This is a genomic window from Marinobacterium rhizophilum DSM 18822 (genome assembly GCF_000378045.1).
GTDB lineage: Bacteria > Pseudomonadota > Gammaproteobacteria > Pseudomonadales > Balneatricaceae > Marinobacterium_A > Marinobacterium_A rhizophilum.
Genome location: NZ_KB899094.1, coordinates 1 through 17974, shown reverse-complemented (window position 1 = coordinate 17974; position 17974 = coordinate 1). Strand labels below are relative to the sequence as shown.

17 protein-coding genes are annotated in these 17974 nt (G+C 57.4%); 2 read left to right on the top strand and 15 right to left on the bottom strand.

The annotated features are described in order from the left end of the window. The first annotated feature begins 47 nt into the window (after positions 1-47). Positions 48-1415, top strand: coding sequence for an NAD(P)-binding domain-containing protein (locus tag F451_RS0107730; protein WP_020680785.1), 1368 nt, complete (start codon positions 48-50; stop codon positions 1413-1415). Positions 1416-2200: 785 nt separating this feature from the next. Here F451_RS0107730 and F451_RS0107725 read toward each other — a convergent pair. The 15 genes from F451_RS0107725 to F451_RS0107650 all read right to left on the bottom strand — a co-directional run bounded on the left by F451_RS0107725 (position 2201) and on the right by F451_RS0107650 (position 16462). Then, positions 2201-2530, bottom strand: coding sequence for a DMT family transporter (locus tag F451_RS0107725; RefSeq protein WP_020680784.1), 330 nt, complete (start codon positions 2528-2530; stop codon positions 2201-2203). Between the two features lie 26 nt (positions 2531-2556). Then, positions 2557-3576: a heme-dependent oxidative N-demethylase family protein gene (locus F451_RS0107720; RefSeq protein ID WP_020680783.1), complete on the bottom strand. Its 1020-nt coding sequence runs from the start codon at positions 3574-3576 to the stop codon at positions 2557-2559. A gap of 11 nt (positions 3577-3587) precedes the next feature. After that, entirely contained in the window at positions 3588-4538 is a 951-nt protein-coding gene (locus F451_RS0107715; RefSeq protein WP_020680782.1) for a PDR/VanB family oxidoreductase, read from the bottom strand. After that, entirely contained in the window at positions 4538-5101 is a 564-nt protein-coding gene (locus F451_RS26645) for a dimethylamine monooxygenase subunit DmmA family protein (RefSeq protein ID WP_020680781.1), read from the bottom strand. Before F451_RS26645 ends, F451_RS0107715 begins: the two co-directional genes overlap by 1 nt. A gap of 457 nt (positions 5102-5558) precedes the next feature. Next, positions 5559-6479, bottom strand: coding sequence for a glutaminase (locus tag F451_RS0107705; RefSeq protein ID WP_020680780.1), 921 nt, complete (start codon positions 6477-6479; stop codon positions 5559-5561). Positions 6480-6705: 226 nt separating this feature from the next. Continuing rightward, entirely contained in the window at positions 6706-6957 is a 252-nt protein-coding gene (locus tag F451_RS0107700) for a hypothetical protein (RefSeq protein WP_020680779.1), read from the bottom strand. 573 nt (positions 6958-7530) lie between these two features. Beyond that, positions 7531-8109 (bottom strand): HD domain-containing protein, encoded by a 579-nt coding sequence (locus F451_RS0107690; RefSeq protein ID WP_020680777.1) that lies wholly within the window; start codon positions 8107-8109, stop codon positions 7531-7533. 298 nt (positions 8110-8407) lie between these two features. Continuing rightward, positions 8408-8725 carry an antibiotic biosynthesis monooxygenase family protein gene (locus F451_RS0107685; protein ID WP_026291595.1) on the bottom strand — a complete coding sequence of 106 codons (318 nt, stop codon included), beginning with the start codon at positions 8723-8725 and terminating at the stop codon, positions 8408-8410. Between the two features lie 88 nt (positions 8726-8813). Continuing rightward, on the bottom strand, positions 8814-9014 hold the full coding sequence (locus F451_RS0107680) for a GNAT family protein (RefSeq protein WP_020680775.1): 201 nt from the start codon (positions 9012-9014) through the stop codon (positions 8814-8816). Between the two features lie 129 nt (positions 9015-9143). Next, complete coding sequence (locus F451_RS28065) at positions 9144-9464, bottom strand: GNAT family N-acetyltransferase (RefSeq protein ID WP_169434467.1); 321 nt, start codon at positions 9462-9464, stop codon at positions 9144-9146. A 170-nt stretch (positions 9465-9634) separates the two neighbouring features. Continuing rightward, entirely contained in the window at positions 9635-9988 is a 354-nt protein-coding gene (locus F451_RS0107670; protein ID WP_020680773.1) for a RidA family protein, read from the bottom strand. A 158-nt stretch (positions 9989-10146) separates the two neighbouring features. Next, positions 10147-11049: a sulfotransferase domain-containing protein gene (locus F451_RS0107665; RefSeq protein ID WP_020680772.1), complete on the bottom strand. Its 903-nt coding sequence runs from the start codon at positions 11047-11049 to the stop codon at positions 10147-10149. Between the two features lie 239 nt (positions 11050-11288). Then, positions 11289-13490, bottom strand: a complete 2202-nt coding sequence (locus F451_RS25030) for an ExeM/NucH family extracellular endonuclease (protein ID WP_020680771.1) — start codon at positions 13488-13490, stop codon at positions 11289-11291. 225 nt (positions 13491-13715) lie between these two features. After that, positions 13716-14756 (bottom strand): alpha/beta hydrolase family protein, encoded by a 1041-nt coding sequence (locus tag F451_RS0107655; RefSeq protein WP_020680770.1) that lies wholly within the window; start codon positions 14754-14756, stop codon positions 13716-13718. Positions 14757-14872: 116 nt separating this feature from the next. Further along, a complete protein-coding gene (locus F451_RS0107650) occupies positions 14873-16462 on the bottom strand; it encodes a phage tail sheath family protein (RefSeq protein WP_026291594.1) in 1590 nt (529 codons plus the stop codon). Positions 16463-17855: 1393 nt separating this feature from the next. Between F451_RS0107650 and F451_RS0107645 the strand changes: the two genes are divergently transcribed. Beyond that, positions 17856-17974 (top strand): transposase (locus F451_RS0107645; RefSeq protein WP_020680768.1); only part of this gene is annotated, 119 nt, incomplete at its 3' end.

Below are 17974 nucleotides of genomic sequence, written 5' to 3'. Positions count from 1 at the left end.
TCAACACGGGCCGCCAAGCTTCACAGCGAAAGCACAAGGAGAGACCCATGACGTTACGAGTAGCCATCATCGGTGCAGGTCCAAGCGGTCTGGCGCAGTTGCGCGCCTTCCAGTCCGCAGCAGCCAAAGGCGCGCAGATTCCAGAGCTGGTCTGTTATGAAAAGCAGAGCGACTGGGGAGGTCTGTGGAACTACAGCTGGCGCACCGGTCTGGACGAAAACGGCGAACCGGTACACTGCAGCATGTATCGCTATCTGTGGTCGAACGGCCCCAAGGAATGCCTTGAGTTCGCGGACTACAGCTTCGAGGAGCACTTCGGCAAACCCATCGCGTCCTATCCGCCCAGGGCCGTACTCTGGGACTACATCAAGGGCCGCGTCGAAAAAGCCGGCGTGCGTGACCTAATTCGCTTCAACTGCCCGGTGCGCCAGGTCGAATACGACGAGGCCACTGGCAAATTCAGCGTCAGTGCCTTTGACCACAACACCGATACCCTCAGCTGCGAACAGTACGATCATGTGATCTGTGCCGGCGGCCACTTCTCCACCCCCAACGTGCCGACATTCGAGGGCTTCGAGTCATTCAACGGCCGCATTCTGCATGCGCACGATTTCCGCGATGCACTGGAATTCCAGGACAAGGATATCCTGTTGGTCGGCAGCAGTTACTCGGCCGAAGACATTGGTTCCCAGTGCTACAAGTATGGCGCACGCAGCATCACCACCAGTTACCGCAGCGCGCCGATGGGCTTCAAATGGCCTGAAAACTGGGAAGAAAAACCCCTGCTGGTGCGCTGTGACAAAGACACCGTCTGGTTTTCCGATGGCAGTTCGAAAAAAATTGACGCCATCATCCTCTGTACCGGCTACCTGCACCACTTCCCCTACCTGCCCGAAGACCTGCGGCTGAAAACCAACAATCGCCTCTGGCCACTGGGCCTGTACAAGGGCGTGGTCTGGGAAGACAACCCGAAGTTCTTTTATCTCGGCATGCAGGATCAGTGGTACACCTTCAACATGTTCGATGCACAGGCCTGGTACGTGCGCGATATCATTCTTGGCCAGATCACGCTGCCGGCCAAGGATGTGATGACCGCTGACAGCCTGGCCTGGCGTGCCCGGGAGGAAACCCTGCAAACCGACGAGGAGATGATCACCTTCCAGGGCGATTACATCCGCTCTCTGATCGACGCCACCGACTACCCCAGCTTTGATATTGACGGCGTGCGCGATACCTTCCTGGCGTGGGAGCATCACAAGCACGAGGACATCATGGGCTTTCGCAACCACTCCTACCGCTCGTTAATGACCGGAACCCTGGCGCCCCCCCACCACACCCCCTGGCTCGAAGCATTGGACGATTCCCTCGAAGCCTACCTTGCCGACACACCGGCCGACGCCCGCAAGGCGAGCTGACGCATCATCGGGGCCCTGTGCGGCCCCGCTCTGTGCCCTAGTGGCCTCAACCCAATCATTCGCGGCGAGACGCCGCTCCTACGAGCATCCACCAACCCGTCGGCGCCGCGCCCTCGCGGCGCACCGCATCGCCCGAAACACCGCAAGCATTCGCGACGAGGCGTCGCTCCCACGATTTTCCACCGCACCTCTATACAAGGAGCCGCGTCCCCGCGGCGAACAGCGTGGCCGGAGAGACCAGAATCATTCTCGGCGGAGGCGCCGTTCCCACGATTCGCCACCGCACCTCTATACCCCGTAGGCGCCGCGCCTCGCGGCGAACAGCGTTGCCTGGAAGACCAGAAGCGTTCGCGACGGGGCGGCGCTCCCACGATTCTCCACCGCAACCGCAGCTCCCGTCGGCGCCGGCGCTCACGAGGCGAACAGCGTTCACCTGTGAAACCGGAAGCATTCGCGACGGGGGCGTCGCTCCCACGATTCTCCAACGCACCTACATACCCCGTAGGCGCCGCGCCCACGCGGCGAACAGCGTTCACCTGTGAAACCGGAAGCATTCGCGACGGGGGCGTCGCTCCCACGATTCTCCAACGCACCTACATACCCCGTAGGAGTCGCGCCCCCGCGGCGAACAGCGTTGCCTGAAAGACCAGAATTATTCGCGACGGGGCGTCGCTCCTACGATCATGCAACGTACCTTCATACCTCGTAGGAGCCGCGTCCCCGCGGCGAACAGCCTGGCCGGGAAGACCAGAATCATTCTCGGCGGAGGCGCAATTTCTACGGGGTCAGGCGGTCTCGCCGCCGAACAGTTTGAGACCGATGACGCCGAAGACAATCAGCAGGATGCAGGCGATCCGGGCCCAGTTGCCCGGCTCGTTTAGGAAGAGTATTCCGGTCACGGCCAGCGCCGAAGCACCGATGCCGGACCAGATGGCGTAGGCGGTTCCTACGGGGATGGTGCGCATAGCCAGCGAGAGCAGGCCAAGACTGAGGACGATCAGCACCGCGCTGAAAAGCGACGGCCACAAACGGGTAAAACCGTCGCTGTACTTGAGGCCGATCGCCCAGAGACACTCAAGCACACCGGCCAGTAACAGATAAATCCAGTTTTGCATCAAACCTCCCTGTTACAGTGTTCGGTTCAATTGGCCGGATCGAAGCGGCTCAGCCACTCGACCACGGCGGGGTGGAAGCGGCTCAGACCCTTGTACTCGACCAGCTCAGGCGGCAGCGTTTTCATGACCCGGTGCAGGCGGCGTGCCCAGTCGGGGTTGGTCACCAGGTCGTCAAAGCTCATCAAGTAGGTACGAATGCTGAACATGAGCGCGTTGCTGCGCGGCATTCGGTCCAGCACCTGCAGTTCAACGCGCAGATAGACCTTTTCGCCCACGTTGTCCGGCGTGACCGTCGTGCGGTCTGACCCCCAGCTCGGAAACGTCTCGGGCGAGGAGTCCATGCGCGCATTGATGGTCAGGGTCCAGTTCAGCCGTCGTACCGGCCGGCCCACGGGGATCGCCGTCAGGTATTTCAAGGCGCGCTCGAATACACCCATTTCGTGGGCCAGCGGCACCGGTCCATGCCACTCGGAAAAGCTCATGCCGGCGTCAAAGCGCAATGACCAGTCCGCCGGGCAGGTTACGATACCGGCGTCCATGAAAAGGTCGCCGTCACGCTGATCCAGCAATGCGAAATCCCCCTGCAACTGGCGACCGATATATTCCAGCGGCGGCAGCGGCAGCGTGCTGCTGTCACCAAAGGTAAAGCTGTCGTGAATATCGAGCAGCCGGTTTTGCCAGGTCCAGCGCTCGCCCTCGCGCACGAGGCTGAAGTGTTGCGGATAATCCGCCGCCAGGCTCGTCATTGCCCGTTCGATCAGATCCCAGCACGCCACGTCCATGTGGGGCATCGCCAGGCAGCGCTGGGCGTTTTCCCGTAATACGATATCGCGTTCAGCCATTTCGGACAGGTAGTGCTCGTCGATATCGAGCAGGTGCTCAAAAACAGAGCCCTCGGGCCCGGGCGTTACATGGGGTTCGATGTTCACCGAGTACATGTAGTCGTCCTGCGGGAACGGAAACGGAAAGCGCGCGATCGCCTCTTCGCTGTTGCTGTAGCTGAAGTCATCGCGAAAGGTCTGAATCGGTTTGGGGTGCAAACGCATGAATTCTACTCCTACAGATCAAGTGTCAGCCCGGCCTTCGCGGCACGGGATACGCAAGGCATGATGCAGTCCTGTCTGGCCTTCTCGGCCTCGGACAGAAAGCTGTCACGGTGTTCGATATCGCCGTCCAGTACGCGGGTCATGCACTGGCCGCAGACGCCGCCGCGACAGAGACTCGGTACGTTGATACCCGCGTCCTCAAGTGCCTCGAGCAGGCTGCTTTCGCCCGGCACCTCCAGCCGTTGCCGGGACGCAGCCAGTTCCACCTGAAAAGGCTCGCCCGGCTGCGCCGCTGCGAACGCCTCGAAGTGAATGTGACTGGCCGGCCAGCCCAGCTCTGCTGCAGTCCGGCGTACCGCCTCAAGCAGGCTTTGCGGGCCGCACACATAAACATGGGTGCCGGGCGCTCGCCCGCCGAGTACCTTTTCTAACCGGCAGCGCTCGCCCGTGGCGGAGTCGTAACCGAAATAGCGCTCGCCCAGCTGGTCTGCCAACGCCTCGCGATAGGCACCGGTCTGGCTGCTGCGATACAGGTAATGCAGCTCGAAATCGGCGTCGCGGCGCAGCATTTCGGGGATATACGACAGGAAGGGCGTAATGCCGACGCCGCCGGCAATGAGCAGATGCTTGCGCCCCTGCCACGACGGCGCAAACAGATTCGCCGGCGGGCTAATCAGCAGCTCGGTTCCCTCCGAGACCTGCTCGTGCATGAATTTCGATCCCCCGCGCGAGCTCTCCTGCAGCCGCACGGCAATGCGGTAGGCACCGGTATCTGCGGGATCACTGAGCAGTGAATAGGCGTTACGCAGTACGCGCCCCGCCCCCGGCATTTCAACGATCACATGGCTGCCTGCAGAAAAAGGCGTCAGCTGCGCCTCAATGGGTTCCAGGCGGAATTCCCGGATTGCCGGCGCCACCGGGATAACCCCGGTCACCCGGACTCTGAGCTTGGAGACAGTCATCAGCAAAGCTCCTCTGTAGCGTGCTCCTCGGTCGGGTCCTCGGCATTGATCTGAACCCCGACGTAGGCGCCAAGAAAGCGCGAAAAGTGATCGCGCACCAGCAACGGGCGTTTGCAACCGGCGCAGGTAACAGGCGTATGGCCGACATCATCCGTCAGCTCATAGCAGTGCGTGCAGAACACACGGCGCAACCGGTTCACCGGGCTACAAAGCCGGATCTGCTCATCGGCAAAGCCCACTTCCCGTGCCTGATTGCGCACTTGCCAGAGAAAGGCCTCGCGACCGGCCACATAGATCGCACTCGCCAGCGGCGCCTGCAACAGCGTCGCTGCCACCTCGGCCGACGCCTGTTCAGGGTCGCAGAACCGGCCAGTCTCTATATTGGCCGCTGGCGACCGACCGAACACCAGCAGCGCACTGGACAGGCAGGATGCCTCGCGGACCAGCGGCCTGAGTATATCCAGCCCGTCGGCCTCGCAGATAAAGAGATGAAACTGCGCCTGCCGCTGCAGGCAGACCGGCGCATACACCGGCCGGCTTTTGATCGCAGGTGGGGCTTGCATATAACCTCCCGTAAGAACTCAATGTTTACCAAAGAGATAGTTATTTTCACCGCAGGAATATACAAGTTTTGCGCCAATACCCTTATCTATCTGTATTTATTGATTATTTTATAAAAAGAGGTCAGCAGAGGTGCATTTCTCGGTTCCATTAAGGTGCAGAACCCGACGCGGGTGCCTCCCAATGGTTCCCGCACCGGTTCAGTGCCAGCAGCAGACTTAATGAAAACCCCGCTCACAGTGGGCATCACTGCACAGCAGCGGCACCACAAAGAATGTGCACTACATTGCGCGGCCGGAAGAGAACGCAAGGTCCCCGTCATGCTCAGCCTGCCGGCTAGCGACAGCTCGTGCTGAATGTATCGGGGAACGCCTGGAGGGGGGGGGAATTCGAAGGAGAGGGGTTGCAGTCGAATCGTCGGCGGCCACGGCATTGCACCGTAGTCGCCATGATAAAAGCCTAGTGCCCGAACACCGACCAGCCGGTTTTCTGCACCAGCATTTCCAGCGCTTCGGTGCCCAGCTTGCTGTTGCCGATCTGATCCAGTCCCGGTGACCAGACCGCGATGGACCCCTTGCCGGGGGCAACGGCCAGAATGCCGCCGCCGACACCGCTTTTGCCCGGCAGGCCGACCCGGTAGGCGAATTCGCCGGAGCCATCGTAATGGCCGCACATCAGCATCAGGGAATTAATACGCCGCGCCCGCTGGGCCGACACCACCCGCACACCGGTGCTCGGGTTCACGCCATCGGCCACCAGGAACAGACCGGCCTGGGCAAGCTGCTGGCAGGTCATGGAAATGGAGCAGTGATGGAAATAGGTCCCCAGTACCTGGTCCACCGGATGCTTGAGCCGGCCGAACGAAGCCATAAAGTGCGCCAGCGAGGCATTTCGATCACCGGTTTTCAGCTCGGAGCGCGCTACGGTCTCGTCGATGCCGATGGTCGAATCATTGGCGATAAAGCGCACGAACTGCAGTATTTCCGCCAGGGTTTCCTTGGGCTGGTGCCCCATCATGATGGCATCCACAATCGCGATGGCACCGGCGTTGATGAAGGGATTGCGCGGTTTGCCGCTCTCATGCTCGAGCTGCACGATGGAATTGAACGGGTCACCCGAGGGCTCCCGCCCGACCCGCGACCAGACCGCATCGCCCAGCTTGCCCAGCGCAATGGTGAGGGTAAACATTTTGGAAATGCTCTGGATGGAAAACAGCTCGTTCGCGCTGCCGGCACTGAACACCCGCCCGTCTGCCAGCGCCACGCTGATACCAAACTGCTGCGGGTCAACGGTGGCCAGTTCCGGAATATACTGCGCCACTTCCCCCCGGTCTTCCCGGGTGCTCAGGGTTGCGGTGATATCGTCCAGGATGTCTTGCATGGGTGCTCCGGCAGGCGCCTGTTTTGTAACGGTTATCGTTTGGCGGGCGCATTATAGCCGGGGTCTGAAGGCGGGTTCTACCCTGTATTGCGGGGTTTTGAAGCTGAGCAGGGGTGTATGTGAAAAGGTATCGAAATTCTAAGCCAACGGGCCAAAATCAAAGCCGGGCATCACCGCACGAAGAGGGCTCGGCCAGGCGGTAAGTCGAAACTACTGAACCACCAGGTCAGTGGTTGACGGCAATAAGGTAAACATAGCGCTCATCGTCTTTAGCGCAAGCAGCCGCAGAAACGCCCAGGCTGACCGACAACGTGCCGGGTAAAAACTGGCTATTGTGCTGCAGCCAGTCGGTTATCGCCTTTAGCAAGGCATCCAGTGTGTCCGCAATGGATTTTATGCCCTGCAGCTCTACGGGCGGCAATAACAAAACAGGGAGGCTGGACTCAAGACCCGCGGTCAGCGGCCTGATGAAATCCACATTCCCTTTCAGACGCAGCGGCGTGTCCGCCGAAGCAAGCAGTCTAGGGAACCTATAAACAAGCCCCAGTTGTCCTCTGCGGGTCCTGAAGCGTGCAGCTGCAAGTGATGCGGCACCCCGACGCAGTGTGCCGGCAATACCCTAAAGGGCACTTTGGCCTTAGTCCTTGGCAAGCGCTGCAACAACGCAGATGCATGCCTCAGGCCCCGCCCTTCGGGGCTTTCAGCGCGAACCGGACTCTTTGTTGCAGCTTCTCGACAGGCCCCGGCATGCCTTCGAAACTGCGCCGCGATTCCGGATCGCGCTGAACGCCAGAGACTCATTGAGACTTATTCATAGGCTCCCTTGATAAGACGTGCTGATGGAACTCATCCATCGATGCGACTTCAATGGGCGCCGGCGCATCAGTCGTCGAGATGTCTAGTGTCTCAATGGCAGACGGTAACTCCGGGGTATCGTTGGACTCCATTACACACTCGCCTGTCGTCTGGTGATGGAACAGTCCAGGACGGCCTGTTTCATCACCTGGTTAATAGTTTCCTGCCGCAATAGCCTGGATTCTGGAGGCGGAACCTATTTAATCAAGCCATCATTAACCGCGGCCACCAGCTTTTCCTCTAACGACGCCCACAGCGTTTCACTGCCTTTAGCGATACGGCTGTTTATTTCAAATACCTTTTCCTTGGGCACATTATTTTCCTTCCAGCTGTGCCCATTGCCATGCAGGTTATGCAGCAGCGGAGGAACGCGGTCGATGGCTTTGGCAAAGGCCGCATCAGGCGTTTCACCCTGTTCGAATTCGTGCCACAGCGCCATATACGCCTCTCCATCCCCTTCGGGCAGCATATCCAGTATGCGCTTGAGCCCGGCGGCCTCACTGGCTTTCATTTCCGGCGTCTCGCTGGCATAGATGATGGTGTCACCCGCGTCTATTTCGCCCAGGTCATGGATCAGCAGCATTTTAATCACGCGATCGATATTAACCGCCTCGTTCGCATAATCCTTGAGCATCAGCGCCGACAGGCAGACATGCCAGCTATGCTCGGCGGAATTTTCGTAACGATCAAGGCCGACAGGACGGGTTTTGCGCTGAACATTCTTGAGCTTTTCGATTTCAACAATGAAATCCAGAACCTTATCGATGGGATTCAAAAGAAACTCCTTTGACAACATAGCGTGTTCGGCCACGCACAGCACACTTTACAACCCCGACATGCCACCTATCCATGTTCAATACCGACACCAAGACGGCTTCCTCTGTGCTGCACGGCTTCACCTCCTTGTGTGAACGCCTGTCATTATGAAGGAACACTCGCGGCCTGAGAACCGGCGGGCCCCCGCTCATGCAGAGGCAAGCCGCAGTGTGCCGGCAACCACCAACGTTGCCCAAACTCAGGAGCACGCTGGCCCTGGCCGCTGGCCGTCACCCTGGCGGTGACTTCTCAGCCTGCTAGATGCCGTAATCACGTTCCACCCTGGATATCCTTACCCTGAAGGACGAATACCAGGTCTCGCGACCGGATGCTTGCGCCTGCCGGTGCTCGATATTGGCCCTCCAGCGCTGGATGGATTCAAGATCGGACCAATAGGAAACGGTAATGCCCAGGGTGTCCCTGGCGGACTCAATTCCCAAAAAGCCGGGTTGCCGGGCGGCAAGCTCAACCATTTTCTCCGACATGGCATCATAGCCATGGTCCCCATCCGTACGGTGAGACGTAAAAATCACGGCATAGTAAGGGGGTTGGGGTGTAGCTGCGATCATGGACACTGATGTTCTCCCGGACTTCCAGCCCATGCCAGGCGGCATTTCGGCTCATTGAAAAGGGCCCAGCTTGATCCCGGCCAGACGGCTCAAATCAGGCACGCGCCTTCGCGGCATCATCGTGCAGATTAAAGGCATAAAACCGGGTATTGGGCGTTGGATTCACAAAATAGGGCGGTATCTCGTAGAAGCCCATGGCCTCATACAATTGCTGGGCATTTTGGGTCGGCGGCACGGCATCCAGCACGACGCGCTGGTATCCCAGCCCCCGGAGTCTGGCCAGCAGGTTATCCATAAGTGCCAACCCTGGCAGCCTGTCCGACTTAACACTGATCTACTGCGGAAAAGGCGATTTTGGTCATTTTGCGTACTCTTTCTCGTTAAATAGAACCACTATTCGCCTCAAAAGAGCCCAAAAACTGCCTCAAAACGGACTTTCCCTCGCTACGACCGGCCAAGTCCGACAGGCTGCTAGACCCCTGCCCTGGAACTGGGGGCGCACATAGAGCCGCTTGACCTCCGCCGTGAACTGATCGATCCTTCGAAACCCCACCCCACCCGCCACCTCGGCGTTCTCAATCGCAAAGGTATACTGGCCGCTGGGCAGTGAGAAGAGACTTTCAAGTGTTGCCATCTCGCCCGCAAAATCCTGATAGCTCAGGTCAATGCCCAGCCAGTCCACATATTCATAAATGAGCGTTCGCAGCGCGTTACTGTCCGCGGGGAAGACGACATCCCTGATCATGCTCGGGCCTTTCCATATCTCGATTTCTTTTACGCGCCTATTCGGTGCTGACTCCTGTTCAGCACCGAATGGCGCTACCATTCGTATCGCGCCAGCCGCCGGGCAGTGGTTTGCCACGTTATAGAGAGGCATCCATGCAGCAACCCGGCGATAACATTTTGGCCCGCGCTTTACTGCCCCGCCGCGGCAACAAAGGCAATTTCCACCAGCAACGCCGGATTCGCGAGCTCCGCCTTCACACAGGCCCGGCTCGGCGCACAGCCCGCCGGCAGCCATGCTTCCCAGGCTTCGTTCAGGGCGTTGAAATTGGCAAAATCCGTGACATAAATGGTCACCGACAGAATTCGCGACTTGTCGCTGCCGACACTTGCAAGCGACGCCTCGGCCTGTGCGAATATCTGCGCAACCTGCCCTGCCATGTCCGCGCTGGTATCCGTATCGGCCACTTCGACAAAGTGCGCGATGCCGTTGTACACCGTGGCGTCAGACCAGCGAGCACAAGGATTAACACGTTGAATATCCATAGAAAAGCCCTTCCAAACCGGGTGATCATATCAATCCGGTATCGTAACGAACTACCACTGCGGCTGTCACGGATGCATCCTGCTGCCAGCGTTGTATCAGGCGCAAGGGTCAGAGCGCGAGCCGGCGGTATCCAGGCGGAGCGCCCACCTCTATGCCATTACCTCAATTCGCCTGTCGCGAGCCAGTGTGCGCAGTCACTTTCAAGCTCAGACGCGGCACGTTTTTCATATCGGGCGCTATCTTCAGCCGAGAGTACGTCGCGCCAGCGGCCGTTTGTGCCCTTGTGAATAAAGGTTTCTGCGCCGCCGTCCCAGAAAGCGCCGCCCAGGGGTACGGACTGGGTCGCGTGGGCTTTCATGTAATCGAAACTGCAGTGGCGTAATATATCGTCCCACTTGGACTCGTCTATCGGTGTTTCCAGGAATTCGGCAATCCGCCGTATTTCACCGGGCATGTCTTTTTTCAAGTTTGAGAAGTGCACGAACAGCACGTTGGGCAAATCCCGGATTTCCCACCAGGTGCGGGCATTTTCCCAGAATGACCAAAACGGAAAGCCATCCTTTTCAAGCCAGTCGTTGTAATACTGAAGGATCGAGGCAGGCGGTGGTTCGATAGGCGGGCCGACCCTGCCCGGCGTATCATTCAAGGCTGCATACCAGGCAGCGTTGGCATTTACATGATGGTTGTACAGGCTCCAGACAACATCGCGGCCGTCCCGGCCAATGTAGATATATTTTGCCTTGGCGCCAAATACCAAGGCGTCTACCGGCAAATGCGTCTTCAGGAATCGTCGATGCGTCTGCGCCTCGACAGCCGCGAGCTTCAGGTCCTTGGGAGGAACCCGCAGGTCCAGCCACGGCGACATTTCCGCAACCTCCAACCCTTCCTCGCCATTAAACAGCAACTGCGTAATGATTTGCTGCATCCAGGTTGTGCCCGACTTCGCATAGGTCGAGATAATGATATCGTCATTTCGAAACTTGAAATCATTCCAGATCGTGGAATCGAAATGATGGTTATTGAGCTCTCTCGTTTTGACCGGACTGGCGGCACTACCCATAGTTGACCTTCCCATTTAAGTGCATAGAGGGCTTCACATAATCGGAAGCCAAAAAACAAGGCGTGGAACGAGCGGTTATTTTTCTGTTCGAGTACCCGTTATCAATACGGGCTGAAAAATCTCAGCCCAGTATAGACCCCGCCGATGCGGGAAGTGACGAAGCCAAAGAAGGTCCTGGCGTTGTTATACAAAAAGCCTGCGGGAGCCGGCCTGGCGCCCGTTTTGGCGTACTTTGCAGCTTATCGTTGCAACGGAACCCATACCGTCGCCGAAGCCTCGGTACTGGTACCGGCAGCATTCTCTGCGCTATAGGTGATGATGTAGGCACGTCCAAGCCCGCTGCCCGAGCGTTCGGCGCGTAGCTCGAAATGATAATCATCGATAATCCGGACATCGTCCGTCGTGTTGCCATCGTCATCACCGTTGTCGGGCTCAGTGGAGACCACGGACAGAAGCTTGATGAGCGGGGTCGCATCCGTTTCGTCCGTTGCGGTGACGGTCGCCACCACCTCGACATACCGGTGTTTCGGCGGCCAGAGCAGGTCCGGGGTGACCGAAACCTCCAGCTGTGGCGGTGTCAGATCGAGCCCAACGATCACCGGATCATGGTCGGACGAGCGAAAGGCATTGTCCTCGAACAGGGCCTGCTGCGGCAGCTTCTTGAAGGTGGTGCGGTAGTCGAGGATATCGGGCTCGTCGGCGTTGATATGCCAGACGGTGGCACCGGTGACCGCACCCGCCAGGGCCGGGCTTGCCAGGGCATGGTCAAGGTACCCCAGCTGGCCATCAAACAGATAGGAGTAGGCCTTCTCGCCGTTGAAAGCGGCAATCAAATCGATGTACCCCTGCTCCTTCAGCAGCGCGACCGGGTCTTCCTGGTCATAGGCGTTGAGATCGCCGATGATCAACGTCCGGCCCTCGCCATGCCCCGTCGGATCGCTGGCCAGCCAGTCTGCCAGCGCCGCGGCCGCCTTGGTCCGGGTCTGGTTGCAGTTGCCCTGGCCGTCACCGGCATCGCTGTCGCCCACATCGTCGCAGGACGAGCCCTTGGACTTGAAGTGATTCACCACCAGGGTGAAGCGCTCACCCGACGCCACCGTCGCGAACGTCTGGGCCAGCGCCGGACGATTCTTGTTATCCAGAAAACGGGGATCGACACTCGCATCCAGAATCGCGAAACCACCCACGGGCTGAACTATCGCGGGACGGTAGATTAAACCGACCCGGACCGCATCATTGCCGATCACGCCGGTATCGACGTAGGCCCAGCTCCCGGCCCCGTCCAGGGCATTGAGCCCCGCCACCAGGTCGGCGGCCGGCTCCACCGCGATGCTGTTTTCCAGTTCAACCAGGCCCACGACGTCAGCATCGAGACCTTCCAGCGTGGCCAGCAACTTGGTCCGCTGCCGCTCCAGCTCCGCGGCTGTACTGGCGCCACGACAATTCAGATCTCCCGCAGGTCCGCAGCTGCCACCGGTGCGAAGCGTGAGGAAATAGTTCAGCACATTCAGGCTGGCCACGTGCACGTTGCCACCGACATCGTTCGGCGTCTCGGGGCGTGAATTCACCGCTTCATAGCTGCCATAAAGGCTGGGCTGCAGGCGGTAACTGCCAAAGGAATCGTCGATCACGCCCTGGATGGCGCTGATGCGATCTGCGCCACGGAAACGGTTGCCGAGATCGAAGCTTTCGCCGTTGCCGGGGTGTATGGCGGGATCGGGGTTCGAAATGCTGCGACCGTCATCGATCAGAATAGAGCGCAGGGCGTTGTCCTGCGCCAGCGCATTGGCCTCTGCGCCCGGCGGCACCACCGACGTCGGCGTATACAGCCGATCATCCCCCTCTTTAGGCAGGCTCAGCACCACTTCCCCGAAGCGATCGAAATTGAAATATTCGCTGATGGTCAGCGCCTGCGGCAGCCTCACCAACATGCCCTCGACCGCTTCCAGATCGGCACTGTCGGCGAGCGGCAGCTCGATATCGGTCGGGGTTATCTGCGATGCCGTGCTACAAACGGTAGTCACCGGCGATTGGCTGATCTCGGTTTGCGAACTGGCACCGCCCGCAGTGACAGACTCCCGCACGGTACCGGTCACGCGCACCAGGTCCCCGATGGAGATGCCGGGTAACGACGCATTGCCGACAAAGACGAAGAGCCCCTCTGAGGTCGCCGCATCGCCATCCGCATCCGGCGCCTCTTCCTGAACATAGAAACCGTTCAAACCGGGCATCACCGCGGTGACCACCGCCTCGACGCTCTGAACGCCGCCATAGTCGGAATCAAATACCGTGCCGCTGCCCTGAATCTGGTGAATCAATGTCGCCGGATCGCCGCATGCCAGGCCGGTTGGTTCTGCCGCCTGGCTGGCGGTGGCCGTGACTGTCAGTAGCGCCGCAAGGGTACCACCCCCGACAAGTCTCCCGACTGCTCGCGTTATCATTCGCATCGACCTCGCCCTTCTACATGGAATCCGCAAGTTCGGCCACAAACACGCACAGGTGGTACAGCGCAGCCACATCTGATTAGTCAGTTAACGCCAGAATCATTGCAGTTGGGTAGCAATGCGATTAAGGCTCTGACACCAAAGCAGACAGCTTAGTCCCGAATTTCCGTATTTGCCTGAAATTCCGAATCGCACAAATCGCTATGCTGTTCTCCGCGATCCCTATTTGCCTGCCGAGTTCATAAGAGCGGCCTCGATCAAGTCGGTCAGGTGCGCATGAATTGCTGCACCTGAGCGCTTGCCCTCTTCACGACAGATACTTCCATCCTCACCCAAATCCTGCAGGATCTCTGCCCCGCCGTTTTTGCACAGACTAAAAGCACTGAATGGGGTGGCATCAGCCACAGTCTGGTAGTGGGATGCCGATATGCGTACCGCCAGACCCGAGGCATCAAGTTCAGGCGTTATGCCACCGGGCTGCCCAAGGTTGAGAATACCCACCGGGATCGTGATTTCGGCCAGGCTGGCTTCTGTAAAGGCGTGACTCAGCTCAGGATCAACTGCAACAGCGACCTTTACCCGCGCGTCTTTGTGCGAACGTGCCAGGTCATGGTTGTCGGTCAGGCTCAGGTCCACCGCGTTTTTCTCGAACCATGCGCAGTCCATTGCCAGACCGGGCTTGTCGCATGATTGCTTGTAACTGGCCGGATCCAGCCGTGCACCGGCCAGTGCAAGCGCCGACGTCGCACCCAGGAAAAACCCGACAACGCCCACGTTATTCGGATCAAGGTGCGGGCCCAGTGCTGCGTCGCGCTCCAGTACGGTTAGCGTTGCCCTCAGATCGCTGGGCCGACGCCAGATTTCTTGCACAGCAACACCGGCATCGCTGTATTCCAGGCGGGGCGGTTGCGGTACAGCCACCAGGAAGCCACGCGATGCCAGGTCAGCGGCAATCCAGTTGCTCATGTGCGGTGCAGCCCTCAGGCCGCCATGGGAAAGCAGCACAAGCGGAAATTGCCCTTCAGCAATACTCGCGTCCTGCCTGGCAGCGACGCCTTCGAAAACCTTGTTTTCACCAACCCGACGCAAATCGCCGTCGCTTCGTGCCGGATACCAAAACTTCACGCTAATGGGATTGTCCCGGCCCGGCACCGCGAGTTCCCTGACCTGCAAACCCACGGCATCTGTCGCGTATGACTCAACACTGCCCACGACCAGCGCAAGGGGCAGCATGGCGGTTAGCAAACCGCTGCTAATTTTCATATGAATTCCTGCGGCTATTCATTACCTTTACTCCCTGGATGTCCGCAATAACGACAAAACGGGCGCACTTGGCTGGATGGGCGTGTCAAAGGGTCACCCATCAGCCCTGTGCGTTGCTACCGGGAAACATTGTCCGTCATTTCCTGTTGAAGGCTGATGACAATAAATTCAGCCGGACGAACGACCGCGACCTTAACCGTCACCGTCATGACACCGTTGAGAATATCCTGCGACGACATGGTTGTACCCAGGCCGCATTCAACCTGGAAAGCATCCGACGCTTTCGCGCCCTGCACCCCGCCCTGTTTCCAGATATCGGTCAGGAAACTGCTGATCACACTTCGAACCGCCAGCCATGTATTAGCGTCGTTTGGTTCAGAGCCGTAAGCCCGCACTGCAAGCCTGACGGACTGTTCGATGAACGTAATCGTGCGGCGAACCGAAATATAGCGCCAGTCCTGGCTATTGCCATCCAGCGTGCGGGCGCCCCACACCAGAATCCCCTGACCGTTGAAAAAGCGAATCGCATTGATGGACTTGCCTGATACCGCATCGACATGCAGACCTGCCTGCTGTGTATCATTCAAACGAATGGGCAGACTGGCCGCGCCGACGATACTGGTATTGGCAGGTGCATGCCAAACGCCATTTTCATTATCGTTGACCGTATAGACCCCAGCCATACCGCCACTTGGCGGAAGTATATTGGCGTCCGCCAGCACATGCTCAATAATCTGCCCATAGGTCCTGGACGCATATAGCAGCGCCGCATTAAGCTGAGAGCGGGTCAATGCACCGGTATTCGGCGGATTTTCGATCATGCCAATGATCTTCTCAACCGCGGCATTGGGCGCAGAGGGCGGGTTCAGAATAGCTGCCAGTGGTTTGATATCACCACCAAACAGATGGGTATAGTTGATATCGCCATTCCCCATGATGGTCGTGCCAATAAACGGGTAATAGGCGGCGCCAAACATCAAACCATTGGACCCGGTATGATTGCGGAATGTCTCAATATCCTGGGTATAGGTGACGGGGTCTGGTGCTTTGCCGCCAATAACGTCGAACAGGCACATCGCTGTTTGAAGTTCCTCAGCCTGCAACAACATGCTTTGCATTAGCGTGCCGTTGTCGTCCACTGACAACAGAGTCGCATCGGGACAGATGTACAGGGTTGGCTCCTGCTCATGTTTGAGCAGCTCCAGGCCACGCTGCAAATCGGCCAGCTGAACATTTGGATTGACAATTTGTGCTCCTACATCCGCCGCCCTGCGACTTGGCGCGCCATAGGAGCCTACAGAAACAATGTACGCATCCCCGCCGCCATTTTGATAAAACAGTCGAACGCTGTTGTAGAGATAGTAGAGGGTGCTTGCGTCAGGGATGACAGCATAAAAAGTGCCGTTTATCGCCAGATAATCCCCTTGGGACGGTTTCTGCTCTTGTTCGACCAGATAATACTCTGGACTATATTGCGACGCAGGATCAGCCGGCGGTGCCGGATCGGGCTTCATATATATGGCTTGAAACTCAGCGAACGAGGAAATTTTCTGTGTCTTATCAAAGTAAGACTTTCCTTCGCATTCCGCCGCGGGCGTGTAACCGATAAACGCCGGCACCGCCGTTGCCACGGGGACAACAGAATTGGGAAATGCATCTATCTCATTTATGTACACGCCGGGTGTTTTTATATTAGAGGTGGTCATGCCTTTCTTTCCCTTGGGTTAGAGTCTTCAAATAATCTGCGTCGCTATAGTTATACAGCCACACTGCATAAAAAGATATTATTAACCCGGCTGACAAATACATCTCAGCCGGAGCAGTGCCGAAAATTTGTAGAAGCCCGGTCTTCAGAGAATCGGTTGCTCACCAAAGCCCTATTCGCCCGCGGAGTGGTCTTCTTACAAACAGCTATACATCCACCGATGGCAGCACAGTAATAGGCGCCTAATCCCCGAATAGGAATATGAATGAACCTATTGGCAGGCCAAGTTAATAACGTCTGTCTTTTCGGTGCTGCTGATCAAACGTAATCTCAATAGATCCATTAAGAAAGGTTCGCTCGTTCCCTGCGCGATGTTTTTTTATCATAGGCAGTCACCATTACCACATGCAGTTAATAAACAAACCCAAAAAATAATGAAAACTAAAACCAACAAATAAATTAGCCATGCTATCAAAAGCTTTGGCTTTGAAATAATTTTTATGTTCTTGAATGAGTAAACGCCAATAAGAATAGCTAACAACGAATACGCCATTTCGACCGTAGCGAGGTTTGATCGTAGATTTAGCCAGTACGACGATTGCACACCCAAAAAAACTATTAGACCGGGAGCGGCTACAGATAGAATAATCGCTTGAAAAGCACTAAGTTTCATACATCCCTGTAACACATAACGCCCAGTGAACAACAGTGAGGATCTTGACCCCATTGCTATTTTTCATTTAGCTTTTATTTGCGCCAAGCATGCCACCTCACGACGCCTTCAGCAATCGCCGCCCATTGAACTAGCCCTAAGGAACCTGCTGCCAGTGCACCTGTAAATGTGCCGTTTGGAACAATGAACCATGACAATAGCGACGAGGGTAAACCCGTGATTGTCAGCCACATATGAGAACTAATTCCGTATTCGCCATGGCTTTCGAACAATGCTCCGTACGCCGAAACGGCCTGACAGACCAATACCCAGCCACCGTATATCTTGATAGTCTTTGTTGTGCTCGGTGCCATTTCGATGATTCTCTATATCGATGTAGCCATGTCGGCCCATTTTAAACATAACATTTGTGTTTTAGACACGCAGGCCGTTGGACCTCGGCCATGAGATTGCCTTCCGGCGTTTCGATCAACATCCTTGTCCAACGAGGGTTCGATAATGTGACGATATTAGTACGGATCGCGGAACCGGGTTTACTGTCCGCGGAATTCCAAAAGGCCTAGAATTTTTAATGCCCATTGACGTGGGGACGGCTCATAGGTGTTAGGAAAAATTACTGACTATAAATGCATTACTTAGTATTGTAACCCTCCCTTAAAATCGGACCAGCCAAAACTAGAGTTCTCCGGCATACTTCAACGATGCTGATGGAGAACACACGATGCGGAAGTCACGCTTCACCGAGTCACAGATCGTTCAGATCCTGAAGTCCGTCGAGGCGGGCTGCATGGTCAAAGACGTCTGTCGTGAACATGGGATATCAGATGCAACCTACTACAA

What these genes read in the sequence shown, in the direction of transcription:
- F451_RS0107725 (WP_020680784.1), bottom strand. Translation starts at nt 2,530, where the DNA reads ATGCAAAACTGGATTTATCTGTTACTGGCCGGTGTGCTTGAGTGTCTC.
- F451_RS0107655 (WP_020680770.1), bottom strand. Translation starts at nt 14,756, where the DNA reads ATGAAAATTAGCAGCGGTTTGCTAACCGCCATGCTGCCCCTTGCGCTG.
- F451_RS0107705 (WP_020680780.1), bottom strand. Translation starts at nt 6,479, where the DNA reads ATGCAAGACATCCTGGACGATATCACCGCAACCCTGAGCACCCGGGAA.
- F451_RS0107730 (WP_020680785.1), top strand. Translation starts at nt 48, where the DNA reads ATGACGTTACGAGTAGCCATCATCGGTGCAGGTCCAAGCGGTCTGGCG.
- F451_RS0107665 (WP_020680772.1), bottom strand. Translation starts at nt 11,049, where the DNA reads ATGGGTAGTGCCGCCAGTCCGGTCAAAACGAGAGAGCTCAATAACCAT.
- F451_RS0107680 (WP_020680775.1), bottom strand. Translation starts at nt 9,014, where the DNA reads ATGGATAACCTGCTGGCCAGACTCCGGGGGCTGGGATACCAGCGCGTC.
- F451_RS0107720 (WP_020680783.1), bottom strand. Translation starts at nt 3,576, where the DNA reads ATGCGTTTGCACCCCAAACCGATTCAGACCTTTCGCGATGACTTCAGC.
- F451_RS0107670 (WP_020680773.1), bottom strand. Translation starts at nt 9,988, where the DNA reads ATGGATATTCAACGTGTTAATCCTTGTGCTCGCTGGTCTGACGCCACG.
- F451_RS0107650 (WP_026291594.1), bottom strand. Translation starts at nt 16,462, where the DNA reads ATGACCACCTCTAATATAAAAACACCCGGCGTGTACATAAATGAGATA.
- F451_RS25030 (WP_020680771.1), bottom strand. Translation starts at nt 13,490, where the DNA reads ATGATAACGCGAGCAGTCGGGAGACTTGTCGGGGGTGGTACCCTTGCG.
- F451_RS26645 (WP_020680781.1), bottom strand. Translation starts at nt 5,101, where the DNA reads ATGCAAGCCCCACCTGCGATCAAAAGCCGGCCGGTGTATGCGCCGGTC.
- F451_RS0107715 (WP_020680782.1), bottom strand. Translation starts at nt 4,538, where the DNA reads ATGACTGTCTCCAAGCTCAGAGTCCGGGTGACCGGGGTTATCCCGGTG.
- F451_RS28065 (WP_169434467.1), bottom strand. Translation starts at nt 9,464, where the DNA reads ATGATCAGGGATGTCGTCTTCCCCGCGGACAGTAACGCGCTGCGAACG.